The following is a 21,700-nucleotide window of genomic DNA, read 5'->3' as shown; positions in this document are numbered from 1 at the left end:
AAAATATTACGATTTAATTCTCCAGCCTGCTTTTAAAATAGCTACATTAACTAACACAGCTACCACATTTAACGAAAGCAGCAACATTAAGCCAAAATTCAGATCAGCCTCCTGCAGACCAAGCAACATTGACCTCGTTGCATCTATCACATAATAAAGCGGGTTATATATAATTAAATGCTGCAACACTGCTGGTAATTTATCAATTGAATAAAAAGTACCGGAAAGGAATGTCAGAGGCGTCACAAGATAGTTAGTGATTGCAGCTAACTCATCAAAAGTCCTTGCTAGCAGCCCACAAATAATTCCTAATAAATTTATTAACGTACATCCACATAACACAATGCCAATATTGCAGAAAGTTATATTACAATTAAACTTAACAAAGAATGCTAATATTGAAATTAGTACGCCCCCTATTAGCAATGACCTTACCAAACCTGCTATTACCTGGGTTAAGATTATCTGCCAGGGACTTAAAGGAGGCATATAATAATCAATGATATAACCCATGGTTTTACCGGCAGTAATGACAGAGGAAGAATTAGCAAAAGAATTTTGCAGCATATTCATTGCAACTATTCCTGCGGCAATAAATTCTGCATAAGTAAAAGTTTCATTTAACTTAATTTCACCAAAAGCAATTTTAAAAATTGTAAATAATATTAGGCCTGACATAGCCGGAGAAATTATGGTTTGATGATAAACTTTTAAAAATCTTCGGATTTCTTTATATAACAAAGCATAATAGGAATTTAAACGATATTCGAAATTCATTAGTAATTTTCTCTGATGTAATTTTTAAGTTTGGCAACCGCGCGTTCTTCTAGTTGTCTAATTCTTTCGCGTGATACCATAAACATTTGGCTTAATTCTTCAAGAGTGGAGGGTGTATCTTTAAGATATCTTTCTTCTACAATTTTTAACTCTCTTGCATCCAATTCAGCTAACGCCTTTTTAAAGAGCTTCTCTTTATATAGCTGTTCATTTTTATTTATTATTACAATTTCCTGATTAGGTCTGTTCTCGGGGATAAAGTTAATAACTTCATCATCTTCTGTATTACCGATTTTATGATTAAGCGATAAATCATGGCTTAACATGCGCAGATTCATTTCTTTCACTTCATTTTCGGTTACTTCCAATTCTTTAGCAATCTGCTTAATATCATCTGGATTCATTTCGCGATGCTCTAAAGCATAGATTTTTGATTTCATTCTTCTTAAATTAAAGAACAACTTTTTTTGAGCAGCGGTAGTGCCGATTTTAACCAAAGACCAGCTTTTCAGAATATATTCCTGCATTGAAGCTTTAATCCACCAGGTTGCATAGGTGGCAAGCTTAAAACCCAACTCAGGATCAAACTTACGTACAGCTTGCATTAACCCAATATTACCCTCGGATATTACTTCAAGCATAGGCAAGCCATAACCACGATATTGATTAGCAATTTTTACGACCAATTTTAAATGACTAGTAACTAACTTTTGAGCGGCCTTAATATCTTTATGCTCAATCATCCTTTTGGCCAGCATATATTCTTCCTGAGCTTCAAGCATGGGCATAGCTTTAATTTTTGCTAAATAACTTGCAAGGCTCGCTTGATCTGTTAATACTGGTAACGAATTAGACTTCATAAAAATCCTAGGTTTTTAAAGTAAATTAACTATTAACGATTTTTAACTTAACAATTACTTTATAAATAAAAAGTATAATTATTGTTTTAATGATTGCAAGTATAACCAACTATCCATATGAATATTTCTGATTGGGAAGAATATACCAAAAAGGTAAAAAAGCTAGCTAGTAAAGATAAAAAGAAGCCGCATTTTAATAATGCAGCTTTAAATAATAACCTTTATTCTATTACAAAAGAAGATTTTAAGCTTCATGCTTTGGAAGTTAAAAATTTTAGCTTTATTGATAACACCCACAAAACCAAATTAAGAAAAATTAAAAACCAATCAATTGATGCATCGATTGATTTACATGGTTTCATCATCGAAAAAGCAAAAATAAAATTTATTAAATTTATATTGAATGCTAAGCAACAAGGTTTAAACACCATTTTAGTGGTTACTGGCAAGGGGCAATTTAATGAGCAAAATCAATATGAAGGAAAACTAAAAAATGAATTGCCTAAATGGGCGCAGGAGCTTAGTGAAATAATAAAATATTTTATCCAAGCTCCTCCTAAATTAGGCGGAGAAGGTGCTTACATTATTAAATTACGCAATTAGCTACCATGCTTAGTTTTATACCAGTAGAAAGGCTTACTAATTAGCCCTCTTACTGCTTTATAGGCTGCAATTGAATGTAAAATAAAATAAAACGGATAAATCACCATGATAGGTAGCAGCTTAAACCACTTATTTTTAATTATTACTATTGATGCAAATAAAATAGGTAAAGTAACCATTAAAGTTAAATTGATTAAACAGATTGACGGCAAGCAAGTTAAAGTAAAATGTTTATTCGTAATGCTATTATATCCACCGATAACCACAATTAATGGGTTGATTAAAAATAATAAAGGCTGAATGCCTACAAAAATCATAAAACTTACAAAGCTTTTGAACTTAATGGCTTTTAATAACTTTAAAGGCTCTAAGAAATGTACTAAAAATGTTTGATAATACCCTTTGGTCCAACGTGAACGCTGTCCTAGCCAATTGGGTACAACGCTTACTGCTTCTTCTAAAGTTTTACTATCTATTATTTTGGTTTTATAGCCACTTCTAGCCAATCTAATTCCTAAATCAGCATCTTCAGTAACATTATAGCTATCCCATCCTCCGATTTTTTTTAGCACTTCCGTTCGAAAATGATTACTTGTGCCACCAAGGGGCACAGGTAACTTCAAAGCAGAAAGGCCAGGTATTAACAAATCAAACCAAATACTATATTCAATTGCAAAAAACTTGGTTAGCAGATTATGATCGTAATTATAATAATTTAATCTAGCTTGTAAGCAAGCTACCCTCTTTGAAGATCTACTGAACTTACTTACTGCTTTTCTAAGTTGATCTGGATCAGGAATATCTTCTGCATCATAAATAGTAACAAATTCACCTTTAGCAAAAACAAGCCCAAAATTTAATGCCTTAGGTTTAGTTTTAGGTAAGCTTTCGGGAAGGATTAGTATATTAAAAAAGCTAGGTACATATTTTTTACATTCGTTGATAGTCAGTTCATCACCCTCTTCAAGCAAAAATATTACATCAAGTTTATGCTTTGGATAATTAAGCTGTAAAATACTATCTATTAGCTGCTTAATAATATTTGCTTCTTTAAAAAGAGGTACAAGCAAGGTATAAACCGGATAATCAAATATTTCATATTTGGGCTGAAACCTATTTAAAATATACCCACCCAAACCACTTAAGACGGTAATGAGTTTAAGACTATTTTCAGCTAAATATAGAATACCAAAAAATAACAATAAATATTCAAGCCAATTAGGCAAGAAGGTGACCCCTAAAGTATTTATTAAGGCAACTACCATACTCAGCTTTAGATAACTAAAGTTAGCTAATTTCTTTGCTGATAAATTTTGAGATATAGGTAAGATCTGTCTTATATTTTCATCATCTTTAACCAGATAGTTTACAATAAACTGGTTAATTAGCTGCCTATCCGTAAGATATATTTGATAGTTACTAAAGTTTTGATTACATTTCTCTTCTAGCTCGTCATTAAAGTCAGAAAGGTAAATTATAAAACTATCATGATAGTTAAAACATAAAAAACTATGGCTAATATAATCTTCTGTTGAAAAAAAATTACTTAACAAATTGTGATCGTGTTTTATATTTAAGCTGAAACTGTAATTAGCCTGTTTTCCAGCTAATTCAATGTAATCTTCCTTATTAAGAAGATCATTAGATACAAGATAATTTAAATTAACACTTTTTTCTAGTGTATGATTAGCAACTATATCGTTAAATTTTTCTAGAGAGAAAAAACTTTTAGAACTAAGCAAATTATATAATTTACTTAAATCTTTTAATTTTAATTCTAACACAAATATTAATTTATCCGGTTATCCAGATCATTAATAACAGAATCTAGAAGCTTTTCAGAATCCTCTATACTCATTCTTTCACGAATAATACTTTTTATCGCTAAAAAAGCTATTTCAACTGCCTGATTACGTACTTCTGTAAGAATAGTGGTTTCATATTGGTTTATTCTTTGTATAGCCTGTTCTGATTTTTGCTTCAGAGTTGCCAATAAATTATTTTCAGCAGTTTCATGAATTTTCTTTATTTCTTTTTCAGCATTTTCATAAAGCTTTTTAATCTCATTTTCGATATCTTGTTGTTTTTGAAGATACTTGGTTAACAGTTCTTCAGCATCGCGTTTAAGTTGCTCAGCTTCAGCAAGCTGATTCTGCACCTCGGTTATTCTATTATCAATGTATTTTTTTAATAACTTTTGGATTGGCTTAAAAACCAAACCAACAAATAATAAAACCGAAATACCTACCCAAAAAGTTTCATCAAATTTAATCATGTTATTTCCTATATGTTTTCTATTTATTGATTATATAGTAATTTCAAGTCTTCTTTACAAGTTTTTGAGCTAATTTAATTTGATTAGTTATATCATGCCGACTAACCGGCTTACTAAGCAATCTTTCTGTAATAGTTTGCGCAATAGCATGTACCAATTCATCAATATTATCTTTTGATTCTTCGATAAATTTGTTTATTTTATTTTCAGAAAGTAAGGCTTTTTCTACTATTTCATTTTCTTTCTCAATCATAGATTCTGCCAATTTTTCTTGGCATTCCTGAACTGCTTTTGTAATTCTCTGGTTTGCTGCCTTGTGAGCATTTCTGATTTCTACTTCAATATTATCATCTAATGATTTAGCATTTTTTTTAAGCTGTTCAGCCTGAAGTAAATCAGATTTGATTTTATCTCCACGATTTTTTATTATACCGCCAAGATGAGGAGTTATATAGTAACATAAGAACGCAAACAACAGGCCAAATGCTACAATTAGCCAAAAAACCTGAGATAGATAAGTAGACAAATCAAGCTGCGGCATGATAACTCCTCAATAAGGCTATAGTACTAACTATAGATTAAAATGAAAGCAACTACTAAAGCAAATATTCCCATTGCTTCTACCATTGCAGCACCGAGTAGCGCTCTGCCAGACATTTTAGCTTCTACGGCAGGATTGCGAGCAATAGCATTTAAAAGTGCAGTAAAAATATTACCCACCCCCATTGCAGCACCAAACATACCAATAGCCATAAGACCAATAGCAATATATTTCATTGATTGAGCATCCATAATAATAAACTCCTTTAAAAGTTTCCAAGTTTTATTTACACCAATTTACCAAAGCAGATTATTTCACTGAGTATTGGTAAATTAATGTAAATGTATTACGCTATTTAAATATACACAGGTTAATATTGTAAATATATAAGCTTGTAATATTGATACAAAAATTTCAAATCCTGCGATTATTACCATAAGAGGAAGTGGCACCCATCCCAAATATATTCCCAAACCAATTACAAATGACGCAAGAACTTTCATAAGCACATGTCCCGCCATCATATTACCAGCTAAACGAATTGCCAAAGTAAACGGTCTTGCCAAAAAAGTAAAAAATTCAATTAAAATCATTAGAGGCGCAAGCCAAAGGGGTGTACCAGAAGGTAAGAAAATTGATAAAAAACTAACCCCATTGCGTATAAATCCATAAATTGTAACAGTAAAAAATACAATGCTTGCAAGAGTAAAAGTAACAATTATATGACTAGTGGCCGTAAATCCATATGGTAGCATGCCAAGTAAGTTAGCCATTAATACAAAGATAAATACTGAAAAAACTAAAGGTATAAATTTTTTACCTTCTTCCCCAATATTATCCTCTATTAAATTTTCAATAAAACCATACAAAGATTCTCCTAAAATTTGCAATCTATGTGGCACTAAACGTGCATTTTTTACTGCAGATAATAAAAAAATGATGGAAATAACACTTGCTAATAACATGAAGAGTGAGGAATTAGTAAAGCTAATATCATAACCAAACAGGTTTATGTCTAATAGTTTTTTTATTTCAAATTGATGTAACGGATCGCTGCCAGACATTTATTTAATTTTTTGAATAATTTGCCATACTCCAGAGATAAACCCAAATAGTATTGAAATCAATAAAAAAATTGGCGCGGTGTCAAATGATTTATCAATAAAATATCCTAAAAAAGCCGCTATCAACAGCATTGCTATAAAATCTAGCGCTAAATTTTTTAATTCATCAGGTTTTTTGATATTTTTTCTTGTAAGTTTTTTTTCTAAATTTTTTATTCTTTGCTCAAGTTGTTCGATATCATCGGAGTTTTGCTTATTCAATATTAAGCTCCTCTTTAATTCTTTTATAGTCAAGCAAACCTACAAGAACTTTACCATTAATGATAAAAGCAGGGATAGCACTTATATTTAACTCATTCAGCGCAGCTTTTTGGCTATCTACCAGGCGTGTCTGCAATGCTTGATCATTGACACACTTATGAAACCGTTCAGAGTTAATACCACCTAAGTTAGCTAGCTTTTCCAATATTTGTAAATAATTTGGATTTACTACCCAATAGTCTGATTTGGAATATAGCACTTTAAGCATTGTATAATAATTTTCGTTACCATTGCACATAGCTAGCATCGTTCCTGCAAGACTTACACGATCCGAAATAAAACTACGATTAGCAAAAGCAATTTTATTAGTATCAATCAACTCACTTTTAAGTTTGGGAAATATTTTATTATAAAAATCCGAACAATGCGGGCAAGATAAGGATGAATACACTATTAAGTATTTCTTAGATGAAGGATTACCAAGTATTATATCTTGATCAATAAAACCTAAATACTTGCTTGCAGGCTGAATATTATCGGCAACTGATAAATTAGACAGCATTATAATTAAAGATAACAACTTAATTAACTTGTTCATATCAAACCGGCCTTTTATTATATTGCGATTAATTTAATTTGTTTAATGTTTACAATATTAACTAAATGTGCTAAAAGCAAGAGGTTTTAACAATTAAACTGCTTTAATATATTGCAATATATTAATTCATTTTAGTTATGCTCTAGAAGAATAAATTGTATAAATATGCATATTTTAGCTGGGAATAGTAATAAACTTTTAAGCCAACATATGGCAAGCTATTTAGGTATAAATTTACTTCAGGCAGGTATTAAATATTTTGCAGATGGCGAGATTTTTGTAGAAATCCATGAGCATGTTCGTGGGAAAGATGTATTTGTTGTTCAATCTACCTGCACTCCAACCAATGACCATATAATGGAATTACTTATCTGCATTGACGCTTTAAAACGATCTTCTGCAAAACGTATTTCGGCAGTTATTCCTTATTTCGGGTATGCAAGACAAGACCGAAGGGTACAACCAAGAACTCCCATTTCAGCTAAGTTAGTTGCCAACCTAATTGCTACTGCTGGAGCTGATAAAGTTATTATGGTAGATCTACACGCAGAGCAGGTACAGGGATTTTTTGATATTCCCGTTGATAATATTAAAGCCTTGCCAGTATTGATTAATGATATTATAAGTCATTTTGATACTAAAAACTTAACTATAGTTTCTCCTGATGTAGGAGGAGTGGTAAGAGCAAGAAATTTTGCATCAAAATTGAATGTTGATCTAGCAATTGTCGACAAAAGAAGAGAAAAGCCAGGACTTTCCGAAGTAATGAACATCATAGGAAACATCAAAGGAAAAGATTGCATCTTAGTTGATGATATTGTAGATTCAGCAGGAACATTGTGCAATGCAGCTCAAGCTTTATTGGACCAGGGGGCTAAATCTGTTAATGCTTACGCGACACATGGAGTTTTTTCACAAAATGCTCATGAAAGAATTTTAAATTCGCAATTGAAAAATTTAATCATTACAGATACTATACCTCACCAAAATTTAAATAATAAAAAAATAAGGGTGGTCTCAGTTGCCCCACTTCTAGCAGAAGTTATAAAAAGGGTATCTGAAGAAACATCAATAGCAAGCTTATTTGATTAAAACGTAAAATTTGTTTTAAGGAGTCACTTAATGAGTACTGAAATTGATACATTAGCAGCAGAACTGCGCGAAGAAATGGGCAAAGGCGCTGCTAGAGAATTAAGAAGAAACGGCATGGTCCCTGCAATAGTGTATGGCCATGGTAAAGAAAATATTAATCTTGCAATTAATGAGCATGAAATAACTCTTCGTTCACGCAAGGGCGGCTTCATGTCTAAATTGCTTAACATAGAAGTTAAAGGAAAAAAGCATCTCGCTATTCCTTATATAGTACAATATCACCCAGTAACTGATAAAATTGAACATATGGATTTTATGTTTGTTTCTACGGATGCTGAGATTAAAGTACACGTACCACTACATTTCATCAACCAAGATAAATCTCTTGGCGTTAAACGTGGCGGGGTAGTAAATATTGTTCGTCGTGAGATAGAATTATTATGCAACCCAATGACTATTCCAGCTCAGATTGATATTGATTTAGCCGATCTTAATATTAATAATAGCATTCATATGGAAGATCTTAAACTTCCAAAAGGTGCAAAATTTGCAGGCCATGAAAACATTACATTAGTTACCATTGTAGGTCGTGGCAGCGAAGATGAGGCACAGGAACAGGCCGCCGGCTCAGCAGAATAATTAGTTTACGGACTTTATAAATTATGAAAATGATAGTAGGCCTTGGAAATCCAGGGCCTTCTTATACTTTTACAAGGCATAATGTAGGTTTTTTATTTATTGATTACCTACAAATGTATATTAATAACCTTTCAAAACCCAGCTATCAAAATAAATTTGATGCCGAAGTAGAATCCATAACTCTACAAAATCAAAAAATTATTTTACTCAAACCCCAAACCTATATGAATCTCTCCGGTAAAGCTATCCAAAAAGCTATGACCTTCTATAAGATTAAGCCAGAAGATATAATTGTTTGCCACGATGAAATCGATCTACCTTTTGGCAAAATTAAAGCTAAATTTGGAGGAGGCAGTGGCGGCCATAATGGCATTAAGTCTATTGATAGCTTAATAGGCAATAATTATTATCGTATACGTTTCGGTGTAGGCAGATCAACTAATATATCAGATTACGTTTTAAGCAACTTCTCACAGCAAGAGTTAGAAGTCTTAATAAACGATAATTTTCCTAAAATAGGTGAGAATATTACTTTATTATTAGATAAAGAACTCAGTATATTTACTTCTAAGCTTCGTGAATTTAATTAAAATTTACTTTGTTGATTCTATGATATCATTGATAGACAACGCTTCTTTAAAAATTATAATTTTATTATGGCCTATAGTCTCAATTTCCTGCTCAATTGCACTATTTTTTAAATTAAGCCTTATTTGTTTAACCTCACTCCCGTTTTCCTGTGAATAAATTTTTAAGCGTTCAACTTTTGAACTTACTAGATTTATATAGTCCCCAGTAAATTCCAATTTTTTGAAAATAGAATTACTAGCATGTATATCACCAGCTACTTTAAGATGCTCTATTAAAATATTATCACCTTGAAAAGAACCTGCTATCTCTGCATAAGGTGCATTGAGCGTTTTCGATTTTAATATGGGCCCAATAATATTCAATTTATTTTGCACTTTTACATTTTCTATTTCTACTGCACCAATAATTTCAAGATTTCTAAAAGTTGAATTACTTATTTTGGCGGAACCTATAATTTTTATATCTTCTAAAGCTTGATCATTAAGTTGAGTATAGCCTACAAATTCTTGCGCCAACATATTTTCTACTCTTAATAGCAACATAATCATCGCTAAAATCATTAACTTCATAAAAATAATCCTGCTCCGCTTGATAAACAAAAAATATAGCTTCCAATAGAATTATTATCCAGTATAATTAAATGAAGTTAAACTTAATTTTTATTATTTATGAAGGATCACCCGAGTCTTATTAACTTTAATTTTCTAACCTCTTTTTTCAATAAAATTTTAAAAAAACCTCTCAAGCCTAAAACGGTTGATGAGTTAGTTATCGAGCTTATTAAAGCTTATGATAAAGGTAATAAAATTACCCATTTAGAAGGTAGGTTATTATTACACAATATTATTGAATTTGGGTCATTAACCGTTGAAGATATTATGATTCCTAGAAATGATATCATCGCTGTTAATGCTAGCGCAGAACTAAATGATATTCTGGATATAGCTATAGAACAAGAATATGCACGCCTTCCAATTTATGATCAGCAGCTTGATAATATTATTGGTTTTGTGCATATGAAAGATTTGCTACCTCAAATAACTGGTCGTAAGCCTTATAGCTTATCAGACATTATTCGACCATTACTTTTTGCTGTACCTAGCATGCGGATATTAGACCTGCTTGTTAAAATGCGTAGCAATCGTACTCATATGGCCATCGTGCTTGATGAATATGGTAGCGTATCAGGACTAGTTACCATTGAAGACTTGTTAGAGCAAATTGTAGGTACTATCGATGATGAACATGATAAGATGGAAGAGCCAGAAATCATCCGCTTACATGATAACATCTATGAAGCCAACGCAAGGATCTCTATCAAAAACCTTGAAGAGACACTAGGCATGAATATTTTTGATGGTGAAGAAGAAGATTGCGAAACTTTAGCAGGATTAATTTTCTTACTAAGTGGTGAAGTTCCTAAAAAAGGTACTATAATTCATAATCCATTAGGATGTGATTTTGAAATTATTGATGCCGATCCTAGAAATCTTAAAAGAGTTCGGATCAATATCACCCCTATGTACCAATCTACAGCAACTGCACATTCAGAATAATTATGTTTCAATATTTGATTATGATAGCAAAATAACCAGATATTGAAGCTGAAATATTATACAATACTTAAAATGACTGCCACTATATTACCTTTAAATTCTTTCTATTTTATTCGTCACGGTCAAACAAATTGGAATGTGGAAGGATGCCTAGTGAGAAAAACTGATATACCTTTTTAAATCAAAATGGTATAAATCAAGCCCATTGAGCGGCAAAAATCCTTAGTAACTAACTTTATTAGCTTCAGTCCTTTAAAAAGAGCATCTAAAACTGCAGAAATTATAGCAAAGCAATTCAATATTAATATTATTACCCACGATGGCTAAAAGAATGTAATTTCAGGGAATGAGAAGAGACATTAAAAAGCATTTAATTGCTTGAAAATAACTGGGCGAGCGGTCTTACTATCTCCAGTGGAGCTGAAAGTGCAGATGAATTTACCACAAGAATTATTAAGCACCTTTCAGAAATATTAGAGGGTTATTCCCATCGTTTAATAGTTTCCCACGGAGGTGTTTATTCGGCTTTAATAAAAGTGAGCGGCTTATTTAATAGAGAAGCTTAATAATTGCTAACCTTATTTGTTTGAACTTGCAATCTCTAAGTGTGGCTGGTACATCAATTAAGTTAAATATATTATAAAATAACGTTGCTTAAATTATAGTCTTTTAAGCACAATAGTAAATATTATCAAAGATACTAAACTAATAAAGATATGAAAAATAAGATCATCAGAGACAAGGCCTATCAGATGATGATTGATAAGGATATTCAAGTAACACTTAAAAAAACAGCAATCCCTTTACTCAATATTACTGAGAGCATTAAGATAAATACTCTTTACTGATACAACAACCAATGAAAGAACAAAGTGCCAAATAATCAAAATATTCATATCATTTCTAGAGGTGTTATTATCAAGGATGGTTACATTCTATTAGTATACAACCCAGAACTAGCTATTAATAATAGATTTTACTATTTTCCAGGTGGGCATGTAGAACATGGAGAATCAGCAATTCAGGCTCTAGAACGCGAATTAATAGAAGAAATAGGAAATTATGATTTTCAAATTAAACAGTTTTTAGGCTGTTTAGAAAATGACTTTTCTAGAAATATCGATCCTAAAATTAAGTGTTGTCATTCACATGAGTATAGTTTTACATTTTTAGTCGAAAGCAATTTAGAAGCACAAATAATCCCTAAGCAAAGAGAAGAGCATGTTGGACTTGAATGGATTAAGCTAGAAGACCTAGAGAAATTATACATACTACCTCACTCTATTGCTAAGCATATTATGAAATGGTTAAAAAAAGACCATAAAGACGCCTTTCAAATTGAATGTTCAATACCGGCTGCTACAAGAAAATAATGCCATGAATCATGATATTTATGAGTTCTTGGAAGTGGTAAATCAACATATGCATCAAACACTAAAATTACCTTGATATGCTATTTAGATCGATACTTTTTAAAGAATATCGGCAATAAAGCAAAAAGAGCAAACTCCTTTCAATTTAACAGCAACATGCTAATTAATAAAGCCGAATTACTTAATGATAACAATCTATCAAATCTCTTGAAATACACTATAAACAAGCTGGCATTTACTTATATTTTAATTTTCCAAAACCTATTTGTTATTTTTTTCAGGGCTATAAAAAATCGACCAAGGTATTTAAGATCACGCATTATATTGCAAAGGAAAAATAGGTTGTAACTTTTTTGCTATATATGGAACTTTGATTGATGGTTAATCCTAAAATCACTGAATTAAAATTAACTATTCTAATGTATATAAATTAATAGCAGCAAAGTATTAAGCCTGATTGATACAAAATTTTTTAACTAATCTTAATATTATTTTTTTCTTCTAAAAACTTTTTGAACAGTAATATACTTATTATATTAACAGAAATCCACCATTGTTGCCATATACCATAAGAAATAAGTGCTATTATATAGTAGCAAGTGAACATCGCAAACGCTAAAGCCCTGGCTTTATGATCTTTAAGCTTATAAAGTTTTTGTATCACTATATGAGTAAGTGCAATTAAAAATATTAACCCCATCCACCCAAACTCTACGGTAAATTGCAATATTAAATTATGCGGATGAAGGGGTAATAAAGGCCCCCAAAAATCATGTACTTCCATATGATCAAATGGTACAAATCGACTACCATTAAACCCTACCCCAAATGGATATTCTATAATTCTACTAGCACAATGATGCCATATGAAAAAACGATGAATTGCAGATAATGGTAGAAAATTTAACTTTTCATGCCATATAGTCGGCTCAAGTGTATAAAAAACCAAGAAAAATAGGGGGATTGAAGTTATAATAATTATCTTATAAATTTTAAAAAGCTTTGGGAAATAATATAGAACAACAAAGACAGTAGCACTGAGCATTAAAGCTACCGCTGCAGATAACGAATCAGAAATACCAACTAAATATAAAGTTATCATAAATAAGATAGTAGCAATTGTTGACTCGCGATTTAAATTTAATTTTAAGATGATTGGCCATATGATCATTGCTAAAAATGTCATTCCTCGATTTAAATCATGTAAGAACCAACTATGATTTGGCTTAAATGCAAATTGATGTGCAAATTTAATTATTGTTCCATCGGTAAATACTTCAAAGAAGGCAAGTATTAACGCAAAAATAAATCCGTAGATTAAATACTCTTTTTTAATAACAAAAGGATTCAAATTGACTATAAAATAGCTTAAAATTAGTGGCCAAATGAAAAACCAAGAAGCTAATGCCTTTAATGGATTAAATCCTATAAAAACGCTTATTACCGAATAAAAAGAAAAGCTTAGCAGTAATATAAACAGATCGTCTTTTAATAAAGCGGCTATGCCACTCTTGCTAGCAATGCGTTTAAATAAAGCTATACATGCTATGATTAAGTAAATTGGTGCTGCTGCCAATCCTCCCAGCGTCACTATTGGAAAGGCAATAATAGGGAGTATATTAGCAGCTAGCTTTATCACTGATCATGCCTTCTATAAATTGTATTAGATAGGGATTTCTATGTCTTTTAAGTCGTTCAGTATTAATAATTTGCTCAATCTGCTTAAATGTATCTTCTACTTTGCTATTAATTATAACATAATCATATTCATTAAAATGCTGTATTTCAGTTTTAGCATTCTGCAAGCGTTTTTGGATTACTTCCTTTGAATCTTCAGCCCGCTTTTGAAGCCTATTATACAGTTCATTTATTGATGGAGGTAAAATAAAAATACTTATTATATTGTACTTTGAACAATTTTGATAAATTTGCCTAGCTCCCTGCCAATCTATATCAAATAGTATATCAACACCTTGATTAAGTTGGTCAAAAATGATTTTACTAGGACTACCATAAGAGTTGCCATATATTTCGGCATATTCTAAAAGTTGATTGTTATTCTTCATCTCAAGAAAATCATCTTTAGAAATAAAAAAATAATCTTGCCCTTCAATTTCTGATTGGCGCCTTTCTCTAGTGGTTACTGAGACTGATATTTGAAGGGATGATTCATTTTTCAAAAGCATTTTACAAATTGTACTCTTACCTGCTCCTGATGGAGAAGAAATAATTATCATCATTCCATGACGGTTAGGCAGGTTCATAGTTCAGCAACAGTTGAAAAAACCAAGGTACCTGGACGCTCATCTGATAAGATTTCAAATACTAGCCCGTGCATAATATTACTATTAACAAAATGTACAGTCTCACTAAAATAATCAACAGTACTTATTGCCATTTGTAACTTACGCGCCAAATGTGTATCAAATTTTTCTATATATTTAACAGCTTCATTAGAGGCCATCTCCTCAATCACTTTACCTTCCTCATCAATAAAAAGGTTATGATTACTCATAACGATTAATTTAGAAGCTGCAATTGATGAAGCAATACAGCTGGCAATACTAATTGATTCAAGGTAAATAGCTTGCACTGCTTCATTATATCCTATAGGAGAAATAACCGGTATAATCTCTGATTCTTCAAAAGGAGCAAGTATAGACGGATTGATCATAATAGGATCACCCGCATAAGTATTATCTACAATTTGATCTACATTATTTTTATTACGTGAAATAATTTTGGATTTTTTAGCTTCTATAAGCTTGCCATCTTTACCAGAAATTCCTATCGCCATTCCTTCTGCATCATTAATGGCAGTTACAATCGCCTTATTTACACTGGCAGAGCAAACCATTTCAACCAGTTCAATGTTGCGCTTATTAACTATAATTTGCCCATTATGAGTTTCATAAGTGATTTTCATGCGCTCAAAAAAATTCTTTAAACCATGCTCAGCATTATGCACAATAATAGGATTTATCCCTGCTCTTTTTAATAATACTACGTCTTCAGCAAATAATTTCAATTGATCGTTATTTGCAATAATACTATCTTCAATGGCAATTACTACTACCTGGCCATTATATAGCTCTACGTAAGGAATAGCCTCACTAAGAACTTTAAATTTTTGATTATATTGACGCTGTTTAGAGGCAGATCCTTTGTCTAATTTAATACGAGCTTTAGGTTTTTTAGGAATTGGCTTTAATAATTTCATATCTTAGTTCCTCAATACCCTGCTTTGCTTCACTGCTAGTATACAGCTGCTTAGGATACATTGCAGGATGCAGTTTAAACAGATTTTGTGCATTTTCCTCATGCGCCTTTAGTATATTTTTACTGGTTTTATCAGCTTTTGTAAATACTAACATATAAGAAATCCCACAGCTATCTAAAATCTTCATAATTTCCAAATCATTAGGCTTAACACCATGCCGCGCATCAATCAGTAAAAATATCCTAGTAAGCTCCACACGTCCAACTAAGTATTTAGTGATAACTTGTGACCAATGTTGCCTTTCTGTAGCTGAGATTTTTGCATAGCCATAGCCTGGAAGGTCAACTAGTACTAAAATATCACTTAATTTGAAAAAATTTATTTGTTTAGTACAGCCTGGATTGGAAGATACTCGAGCCAAACTATTTCTATAAGTAAGCGCGTTAATAAGGCTTGATTTACCTACATTCGATCGCCCTACAAACGCAAACTCCTTTAAACTACCTAAACTGGGTATTTGATCTAAATTTTGCGCCCCTGCCTCAAATGAAACATTTTGTTTAAAACACCAATTAGCATGATCCAATTCATTCATACACTTAATCTATCTTGCCGATTTTTTTTAAGGTTGAACGTTGAATAAGCCATTGTTGTCCAATAGAAAGGATATTATTCCATACCCAATAAAGTACTAAACCACTTGGAAAGTTATGGAACATGAATATAAACACCAAAGGCATAAATTTCATAACTTGCTCTTGCACCGGATCAGTCGCTTTAGGATTAAGACGTTGCTGCATATACATGGTAATGCCCATAAGAACTGGCAACACACCAATACTTAAAAAATCAGGAGCAGCCCATGGTGCAAGCCCAAAGAAATTAAGCAACGAAGTAGGATCTGGCGCTGATAAGTCATGAATCCAACCGAAAAAAGGTGCATGACGCATTTCCACACTGACGAACAGAACTTTATATAAAGCAAAAAATACTGGGATTTGTAGCAAAAGCGGTAAGCACCCTGAAAGAGGATTGATCTTTTCACGCTTATATAATTGCATCAATTCATAATTAAAGCGCATTTTGTCTTCTTTATATTTCTTTTGCAATCTTGCTACTACCGGCTGTAACGATTTCATTTTAGTCATTGATATATATGACTTATTAGCAAGCGGTAACATAATTAACTTAATAACCACAGTCAGCATCAGAATCGCAATGCCGAAATTATTAACGTGCTTGTAGAAAAACTGTAACACTTTGATCATTGGCTTAGTAATAAAATATAACCACCCAAAATCTATCGCATGATCAAAATTACTAATATTATATTGCTGTTCGTACTTATCTAATAAATCTAGCTTCTTTGCTCCAGCATAAATGAAATTAGTGTAATTTAATGTTTGGCCTGATTTAATTAAAATTTGCTCACTTACATAGTCAACTTGATATTTATCCACTCTGCCAAGCCTTTTAAAAGTAAAGCTTGAATCAAACTTATACCGTGTATCTGGAGTAATACTTGTAAGCCAATACTTATCAGTGATAGCCAGCCAACCATTTTCATTGAGTTTTTGATCTAGCTTTTTATCGTCTTGTATTTTATCATATGATACTTCTTGCAACACGCCATTAAACATTCCGGTTAGTCCTTGGTGTAAAATTGCAAATTTTTCTGGTTTTTCACCTTCCGGTTTATATTGAGCAATTAACCCATAAGGACTAATAACCACATCTTTTGTTGAATTATTTTTTACATACTGCTTGATCTTCAACATATATTCTTCGTCTAGCTCAAGCACAATTTTAAAAATTAAACCTTCCCCATTATCCCAGGATAATTCTGTGGGAGTGCCGGAAATCAAATGAGAATAATTAGAATGCCATAATGAGTCAACATTAGGAAGCTTAAGAGATTTATCAGGACTTAACCACCCTATGGTTACCACCTCTCCATAGCTTGTGTTACTAGGGTTTAATAATTCTACCTTTTTCTGACTGTCTTGGCTTTCATTAAATTCCAAAAGTTTAAGATCATCAAATCTTAAACCTTTTAAATTTATACTGCCATATAGCTTGCTTGTATGGACTTTTAATCTATCACTGTTAGTAGCCGCAATCGCTTGCTCTCTTGGTAAAATTTCAACTTCTTGCTGAAGAACTGTTTGGTTAATATTCTGAGGTTTGGGCTTAAAGAAATATTGCCAACCCACAATAGCTATTGCGCAAATTACAAAAGTCATAATAATTTTGCGAATCTCATCCATGATAGTATTGCTCCCTCTATTCAATCATATTATTTTTTTGGTGGTACTGGGTCAAATCCACTTGCACCTAATGGGTTACATTTAATAACTCTTTTTACCGTAAGAATCAAGCCATAAAGCAATCCATAAGCTTTTAGAGCCTCGATACTATATTCACTACAAGTAGGACGAAATCTACACGCCTCTCCTAAAAAAGGAGAAACTAATAATTTATAGGCTTTTAGTATTATGATCAATATTTTGGTCATTAAGTTTTTGCTGCATCTTCAAAAATGATTGATTCAAATCTGCTCTAATAGAGTTGTATGTAGCATTGCTAACATTATTTTTTACTATAAGTAAAATATTTAAGCAAGGAGTAAAAGGTGGTTTTATATCTGCTATACCAGCTTTAATTCGACGTTTTATTGAATTTCTAACAACAGCTTTCTTGCTAAATTTCTTGCTAACTACAAAGCCAAACTGTGTCTGATTTTCTTCATTCTTATAAAATTTGATAATAAAAAATTCAGACATTTGCGTCAGTGCAACCTGTCTGAATTTAATAAAATCTATACGTTTTTTTACAGTAAATAACTTAAACAAGCTTTTAATGTTATGCTGTTAGCTTTCTTCTGCCCTTCTTGCGACGTGCAGCAATTACTTTTCTACCACCTAAAGTGGCCATTCTTGATCTAAATCCATGGCGGCGCTTACGCACGATGTTGCTTGGCTGATATGTACGTTTCATGACATTACCCTTTATTTTTGGAAAGGAATATACTAAAGATAGTCTAAAAGTCAAACTTTTTAATAAAATACTTATAGAGCCCACTTTACTTGATTTTTTTTTGCTATAATTTAAGAGGGCAATTTAATAAAAGATTTTAAGGGTAACCAATGGCTGGTCATTCACAATTTAAAAATATTATGCACCGTAAAGGCGCACAAGATGCCAAACGCGCAAAAAGATTTACCAAGCTTGTTAGAGAAATTATCACCGCAGCACGTATGGGCAAAGCAGATCTAGATGCCAACCCACGACTTAGGACGGCAGTTAATGCTGCTAAAGCAGTGAACATGCCTAAAGATAGAATTGAAAATGCTATACAAAAAGGTTCTCAACCTCAAATAGGAGAGAATTATGAAGAAATTAGATATGAAGGTTATGCTCCTGGCGGAATTGCTTTAATAGTAGAGGCCCTTACAGACAATCGTAATCGTACTGCTTCTGAAGTTAGATCAACCTTTAGCAAATACGGCGGCCAACTAGGAGAAACTGGCAGCGTAGCTTTTATGTTTGAACATGTTGGGGAAATTATTTATGAAGCTAAAAATATAAGCAGTGATGCAATTTTAGAAGTATCCATAGAAAGCGGCGCTACAGATGTTGAATCAACAGAAGAATATCATATTATTTATACCACACTTGAAAATTTCCACACTGTACGCGATGCATTAAATGAGAAATTCAGCGAAGCAATGCAAGCCGGCATTATTTGGAAACCTTCTACCACCTCTCAATTAAACGGAGAAAGTGCTGAAAAAGTATCTAAAATGGTTGATATTTTAGAAGATTTAGATGATGTGCAAAATGTTTACGGCAATTACGAGATAATATAATATGCCAATTATCCTGGGAGTAGATCCCGGAACAAACTATACCGGCTGGGGAATAGTACAAACAATAGGTAACAAAGTAACTTATATAGCTTCAGGCGTTATAACTCAATCTAAGCTTTTTGATCACCACCAAAAATTATTGAGAATTCATACAGAACTTAACAAGGTAGCCAACCAATTTACACCCGATCTTGCCATACTTGAAGATAGCTTTGTAAATTCTAACCCTAAAACCTCTTTAATTTTAGGAATTACCAGAGGAGCTATCATACTTACACTTATGCAGGCAGGCCTTAACCCCCAAATTATTGCTCCTACTCAAATTAAAAAATTTATTACCGGTAATGGCAGAGCTGATAAATTACAAATAGCTAAGATGCTCGGTATAATGCTAGGTGTAAACAACTTACAACAAGATGAGGCGGATGCTTTAGCTATTGCTTATTCCGGACTAAGTATCAATAAACTTCACGAACTATATAAAAAAGCTTGATAAATTAAATATTAAATTTTCATATTTATCATAAAAAAAGATTAGATAGCTTATATTATAAAGATTGTAATTTTTCTTCTTTATCCATTAGCTGATCTAATAGAATTTTTATTGGATAACTCGGCCGAACCTGTTGTCTACTAATTTTATCCAGAAGCCAACCTTGCACCTTCTAAATAGTCTAAATCTAAAGCCTTTTTAACCATTTCTTCTGAGGGCGTAAACTTAGCATGAGCCAAAAGTAATTTAGCACCCTCAGTAAATTTCTGCTCAATACATTCATTTATACTTTCCGCATCAACTTGCACCCCGTACTCTAAAAGAATTGCTATACATTCGGCAAATTTAATTCTAATAGCCTGCTTAAGAGGTAGCCATCCGCCATTTCGGTAAGGCCCACCATAGGCAATCTCCTTCTCTTGTTGAAGTATCATTCTTATTAATTCTATATCTCGAGTGTTAATAGCCAAAGCAAAACTTATATAATTATTTCTATAATAAAAATCATCACGATCTTTTTGAGAAACATTTAAAGCCCCATATTTAACCAGCAGCTTGCCTAGCTCCGCTGCACGTTTCATGGTCTTGCTACCGCCTCTCGGGATAAGCGCCAACTGCAATGGAGTAATATCATACATGTTCCTAATTGCTATATCTGCAACATAATAGGTAGTTAAAAATGGTGCTCCACCTCTTTGGGTAGAACTAACTCCACTCTTTAGCAACAGTTCCGTAAATTCTATCGGACAAGTTTGAATAGCTGTAAGCAAAGGCGTAATATTACCGTTACTATTATGATGCGAACAGAGGGGCATGCCGGCTTTAATACATATTTCCAACAAATCAAAATCCTGCACTTTTAACAAAGCAATAAAGAAACCTGGGTACCTGTCACATAGTTTATTAAAATCTATGCTTCTGGTTTCAATAATTTTTTTGGCAACTTTGATATCTTTATGATAAACCCTATCATACAATAAACTTTCCTCAGTCATATCTTGCTGAGCAATCATATATCCTCCTATCCTACCGGCATACACTGGTAGTATTACAGCAGTTGTTTCATCATCTAATTTTGCTTCAATATCTTTTGGCTCAATAGTTTCTGGTTCGCGGTATACTTTTATTGAGTTATTATTATGATGTTTCACTCCATTATTGATTAGCTGTGTCACCAAAGTTATAGTTTGATCTAATGCTTTGATTACGCTTTCGCCAATTCGCATTTGCTTTGCAAAATCGCTAGTATGATTGTTATTGGCAATATATTTATAAATCTGCAGTTGTAGCTGAGCTACCCTTAAGCCGATCAAATTGTTAACTTGATCATTATTTAAAATTGAAGAGATATTTTCTTCCACCACGGCATCTTTTAGTCCAAGCATTTCTACTTTCCGGTACACTTTTGCGAAGTTATTATTATGATGTTTCGCCTCATTATCGTCTATCTGTTCCTTCAAAGCCAATACCTGAAATAACACTTTTTGTATTTGCTTTGCGTAATTTTGATTACTGGCAACATATTCAGCAATCTTTACCTGTTGCCAAGCTGCCCTTAAATTAATTAATTCGCTATCCCGCTCATCATTTAAAATGGAAGAAGCATTTTCTTCAGCTGCTATATTTACTTGGCTTGCATGGTTTATTTTTAAAGGAGAAATAGAATTAGGCATGATGTAACATCTTGTGATTATTAGTTAACATTTTCACTCTAGTTTATGCATCTTTTGGTTGACTAGGTGAAAATTATTAAATTTTACACAAATATGAGTATAACCCGTTTATTTTATAGAGGGGATAATAGGGAAGCAGGTTTATTCTAAAAATTATTATAATAAAAAGCCTCCTGAATTCAGGAGGCTTAAATAGCTATTGTATACAAATAGTT

28 protein-coding genes and 1 pseudogene are annotated in these 21,700 nt (G+C 32.3%); 10 read left to right on the top strand and 19 right to left on the bottom strand.

Annotated features, from left to right (window positions below; genetic code table 11):
- Window positions 1-6: 6 nt before the first annotated feature.
- Both EF513_RS04195 and rpoH read right to left on the bottom strand, forming a co-directional pair.
- Window positions 7-777, bottom strand: coding sequence for an ABC transporter permease (locus EF513_RS04195; protein WP_125216163.1), 771 nt, complete (start codon window positions 775-777; stop codon window positions 7-9).
- Entirely contained in the window at window positions 777-1,637 is an 861-nt protein-coding gene (gene rpoH / locus EF513_RS04190) for an RNA polymerase sigma factor RpoH (protein WP_125216162.1), read from the bottom strand. The genes EF513_RS04195 and rpoH overlap by 1 nt, the downstream gene beginning before the upstream one ends.
- Window positions 1,638-1,754: 117 nt before the next feature.
- On the opposite strand from rpoH, the gene EF513_RS04185 reads away from it, so the two are divergent.
- Window positions 1,755-2,240 (top strand): Smr/MutS family protein, encoded by a 486-nt coding sequence (locus EF513_RS04185; protein WP_125216161.1) that lies wholly within the window; start codon window positions 1,755-1,757, stop codon window positions 2,238-2,240.
- Here EF513_RS04185 and EF513_RS04180 read toward each other — a convergent pair.
- The 7 genes from EF513_RS04180 to EF513_RS04150 form a co-directional block, all read right to left on the bottom strand.
- Window positions 2,237-4,024, bottom strand: a complete 1,788-nt coding sequence (locus EF513_RS04180; protein ID WP_125216160.1) for a glycosyltransferase family 2 protein — start codon at window positions 4,022-4,024, stop codon at window positions 2,237-2,239. The genes EF513_RS04185 and EF513_RS04180 overlap by 4 nt on opposite strands.
- A gap of 5 nt (window positions 4,025-4,029) precedes the next feature.
- Window positions 4,030-4,515, bottom strand: coding sequence for a F0F1 ATP synthase subunit B family protein (locus EF513_RS04175; protein WP_125216159.1), 486 nt, complete (start codon window positions 4,513-4,515; stop codon window positions 4,030-4,032).
- Between the two features lie 43 nt (window positions 4,516-4,558).
- A complete protein-coding gene (locus tag EF513_RS04170) occupies window positions 4,559-5,056 on the bottom strand; it encodes a F0F1 ATP synthase subunit B family protein (protein WP_125216158.1) in 498 nt (165 codons plus the stop codon).
- Window positions 5,057-5,082: 26 nt separating this feature from the next.
- Complete coding sequence (locus EF513_RS04165; protein WP_125216157.1) at window positions 5,083-5,307, bottom strand: F0F1 ATP synthase subunit C; 225 nt, start codon at window positions 5,305-5,307, stop codon at window positions 5,083-5,085.
- 81 nt (window positions 5,308-5,388) lie between these two features.
- On the bottom strand, window positions 5,389-6,120 hold the full coding sequence (locus EF513_RS04160) for a F0F1 ATP synthase subunit A (RefSeq protein ID WP_125216156.1): 732 nt from the start codon (window positions 6,118-6,120) through the stop codon (window positions 5,389-5,391).
- Window positions 6,121-6,381: an AtpZ/AtpI family protein gene (locus EF513_RS04155; protein WP_125216155.1), complete on the bottom strand. Its 261-nt coding sequence runs from the start codon at window positions 6,379-6,381 to the stop codon at window positions 6,121-6,123. It lies immediately after the preceding gene.
- Window positions 6,374-6,979, bottom strand: coding sequence for a thioredoxin domain-containing protein (locus tag EF513_RS04150; protein ID WP_125216154.1), 606 nt, complete (start codon window positions 6,977-6,979; stop codon window positions 6,374-6,376). Before EF513_RS04150 ends, EF513_RS04155 begins: the two co-directional genes overlap by 8 nt.
- 165 nt (window positions 6,980-7,144) lie before the next feature.
- Here EF513_RS04150 and EF513_RS04145 point away from each other — a divergent pair, with 165 nt between their 5' ends.
- Genes EF513_RS04145 through pth form a run of 3 tightly spaced genes read left to right on the top strand, consistent with a single transcriptional unit; the run spans window position 7,145 to window position 9,300 of the window.
- Window positions 7,145-8,071, top strand: coding sequence for a ribose-phosphate pyrophosphokinase (locus tag EF513_RS04145; protein ID WP_125216153.1), 927 nt, complete (start codon window positions 7,145-7,147; stop codon window positions 8,069-8,071).
- A gap of 30 nt (window positions 8,072-8,101) precedes the next feature.
- Window positions 8,102-8,710, top strand: a complete 609-nt coding sequence (locus EF513_RS04140; protein ID WP_125216152.1) for a 50S ribosomal protein L25/general stress protein Ctc — start codon at window positions 8,102-8,104, stop codon at window positions 8,708-8,710.
- Between the two features lie 23 nt (window positions 8,711-8,733).
- Entirely contained in the window at window positions 8,734-9,300 is a 567-nt protein-coding gene (gene pth / locus EF513_RS04135) for an aminoacyl-tRNA hydrolase (RefSeq protein WP_125216151.1), read from the top strand.
- Window positions 9,301-9,303: 3 nt separating this feature from the next.
- Here pth and EF513_RS04130 read toward each other — a convergent pair whose 3' ends face one another.
- Entirely contained in the window at window positions 9,304-9,870 is a 567-nt protein-coding gene (locus EF513_RS04130; RefSeq protein WP_125216150.1) for a hypothetical protein, read from the bottom strand.
- 99 nt (window positions 9,871-9,969) lie between these two features.
- On the opposite strand from EF513_RS04130, the gene EF513_RS04125 reads away from it, so the two are divergent.
- From EF513_RS04125 to EF513_RS04105, 4 genes and pseudogenes are all read left to right on the top strand, one after another.
- Window positions 9,970-10,857, top strand: coding sequence for a hemolysin family protein (locus tag EF513_RS04125; RefSeq protein ID WP_125216149.1), 888 nt, complete (start codon window positions 9,970-9,972; stop codon window positions 10,855-10,857).
- 72 nt (window positions 10,858-10,929) lie between these two features.
- Window positions 10,930-11,184 (top strand): annotated as a pseudogene (locus EF513_RS08150) (histidine phosphatase family protein).
- 47 nt (window positions 11,185-11,231) lie between these two features.
- Window positions 11,232-11,423, top strand: a complete 192-nt coding sequence (locus EF513_RS08085; RefSeq protein WP_125216147.1) for a histidine phosphatase family protein — start codon at window positions 11,232-11,234, stop codon at window positions 11,421-11,423.
- Window positions 11,424-11,729: 306 nt separating this feature from the next.
- The gene (locus EF513_RS04105; RefSeq protein WP_125216146.1) at window positions 11,730-12,230 is read left to right on the top strand and encodes an NUDIX domain-containing protein; all 501 of its coding nucleotides are present in this window, start codon (window positions 11,730-11,732) and stop codon (window positions 12,228-12,230) included.
- 472 nt (window positions 12,231-12,702) lie between these two features.
- Here EF513_RS04105 and EF513_RS04100 read toward each other — a convergent pair whose 3' ends face one another.
- From EF513_RS04100 to rpmH, 8 genes are read right to left on the bottom strand one after another with little or no spacing between them, the layout of a single operon-like run.
- Entirely contained in the window at window positions 12,703-13,869 is a 1,167-nt protein-coding gene (locus tag EF513_RS04100) for an O-antigen ligase family protein (RefSeq protein ID WP_125216145.1), read from the bottom strand.
- Window positions 13,850-14,494: a guanylate kinase gene (gene gmk / locus EF513_RS04095; protein ID WP_125216144.1), complete on the bottom strand. Its 645-nt coding sequence runs from the start codon at window positions 14,492-14,494 to the stop codon at window positions 13,850-13,852. The genes EF513_RS04100 and gmk overlap by 20 nt, the downstream gene beginning before the upstream one ends.
- Complete coding sequence (locus tag EF513_RS04090) at window positions 14,491-15,450, bottom strand: amino acid kinase family protein (RefSeq protein WP_125216143.1); 960 nt, start codon at window positions 15,448-15,450, stop codon at window positions 14,491-14,493. The genes gmk and EF513_RS04090 overlap by 4 nt, the downstream gene beginning before the upstream one ends.
- Window positions 15,425-16,045, bottom strand: a complete 621-nt coding sequence (gene yihA, locus EF513_RS04085; protein ID WP_125216142.1) for a ribosome biogenesis GTP-binding protein YihA/YsxC — start codon at window positions 16,043-16,045, stop codon at window positions 15,425-15,427. The genes EF513_RS04090 and yihA overlap by 26 nt, the downstream gene beginning before the upstream one ends.
- Window positions 16,046-16,049: 4 nt before the next feature.
- Window positions 16,050-17,717 carry a membrane protein insertase YidC gene (gene yidC, locus EF513_RS04080; RefSeq protein ID WP_125216141.1) on the bottom strand — a complete coding sequence of 556 codons (1,668 nt, stop codon included), beginning with the start codon at window positions 17,715-17,717 and terminating at the stop codon, window positions 16,050-16,052.
- 29 nt (window positions 17,718-17,746) lie between these two features.
- The gene (gene yidD, locus EF513_RS04075) at window positions 17,747-17,965 is read right to left on the bottom strand and encodes a membrane protein insertion efficiency factor YidD (RefSeq protein WP_125216140.1); all 219 of its coding nucleotides are present in this window, start codon (window positions 17,963-17,965) and stop codon (window positions 17,747-17,749) included.
- The gene (gene rnpA, locus EF513_RS04070) at window positions 17,928-18,302 is read right to left on the bottom strand and encodes a ribonuclease P protein component (protein WP_164503819.1); all 375 of its coding nucleotides are present in this window, start codon (window positions 18,300-18,302) and stop codon (window positions 17,928-17,930) included. Before rnpA ends, yidD begins: the two co-directional genes overlap by 38 nt.
- Window positions 18,303-18,312: 10 nt before the next feature.
- Window positions 18,313-18,447 (bottom strand): 50S ribosomal protein L34, encoded by a 135-nt coding sequence (gene rpmH, locus EF513_RS04065; RefSeq protein WP_125216138.1) that lies wholly within the window; start codon window positions 18,445-18,447, stop codon window positions 18,313-18,315.
- 149 nt (window positions 18,448-18,596) lie between these two features.
- On the opposite strand from rpmH, the gene EF513_RS04060 reads away from it, so the two are divergent.
- Both EF513_RS04060 and ruvC read left to right on the top strand, forming a co-directional pair.
- Window positions 18,597-19,319, top strand: coding sequence for a YebC/PmpR family DNA-binding transcriptional regulator (locus tag EF513_RS04060; protein ID WP_125216137.1), 723 nt, complete (start codon window positions 18,597-18,599; stop codon window positions 19,317-19,319).
- Between the two features lies 1 nt (window position 19,320).
- Window positions 19,321-19,812 (top strand): crossover junction endodeoxyribonuclease RuvC, encoded by a 492-nt coding sequence (ruvC, locus tag EF513_RS04055; protein ID WP_125216136.1) that lies wholly within the window; start codon window positions 19,321-19,323, stop codon window positions 19,810-19,812.
- A 146-nt stretch (window positions 19,813-19,958) separates the two neighbouring features.
- Here the strand turns inward: ruvC and EF513_RS04050 are convergent, their stop codons facing one another.
- Window positions 19,959-21,485, bottom strand: coding sequence for an ankyrin repeat domain-containing protein (locus EF513_RS04050; protein ID WP_125216135.1), 1,527 nt, complete (start codon window positions 21,483-21,485; stop codon window positions 19,959-19,961).
- Window positions 21,486-21,700: the final 215 nt, after the last annotated feature.

It is taken from the genome of Rickettsiales endosymbiont of Stachyamoeba lipophora (genome assembly GCF_003932735.1).
Lineage (GTDB): Bacteria > Pseudomonadota > Alphaproteobacteria > Rickettsiales > 33-17 > RICK01.
The sequence above is the reverse complement of the archived record's forward strand: the minus strand, read 5'-3'. Positions and strand labels throughout refer to the sequence as shown.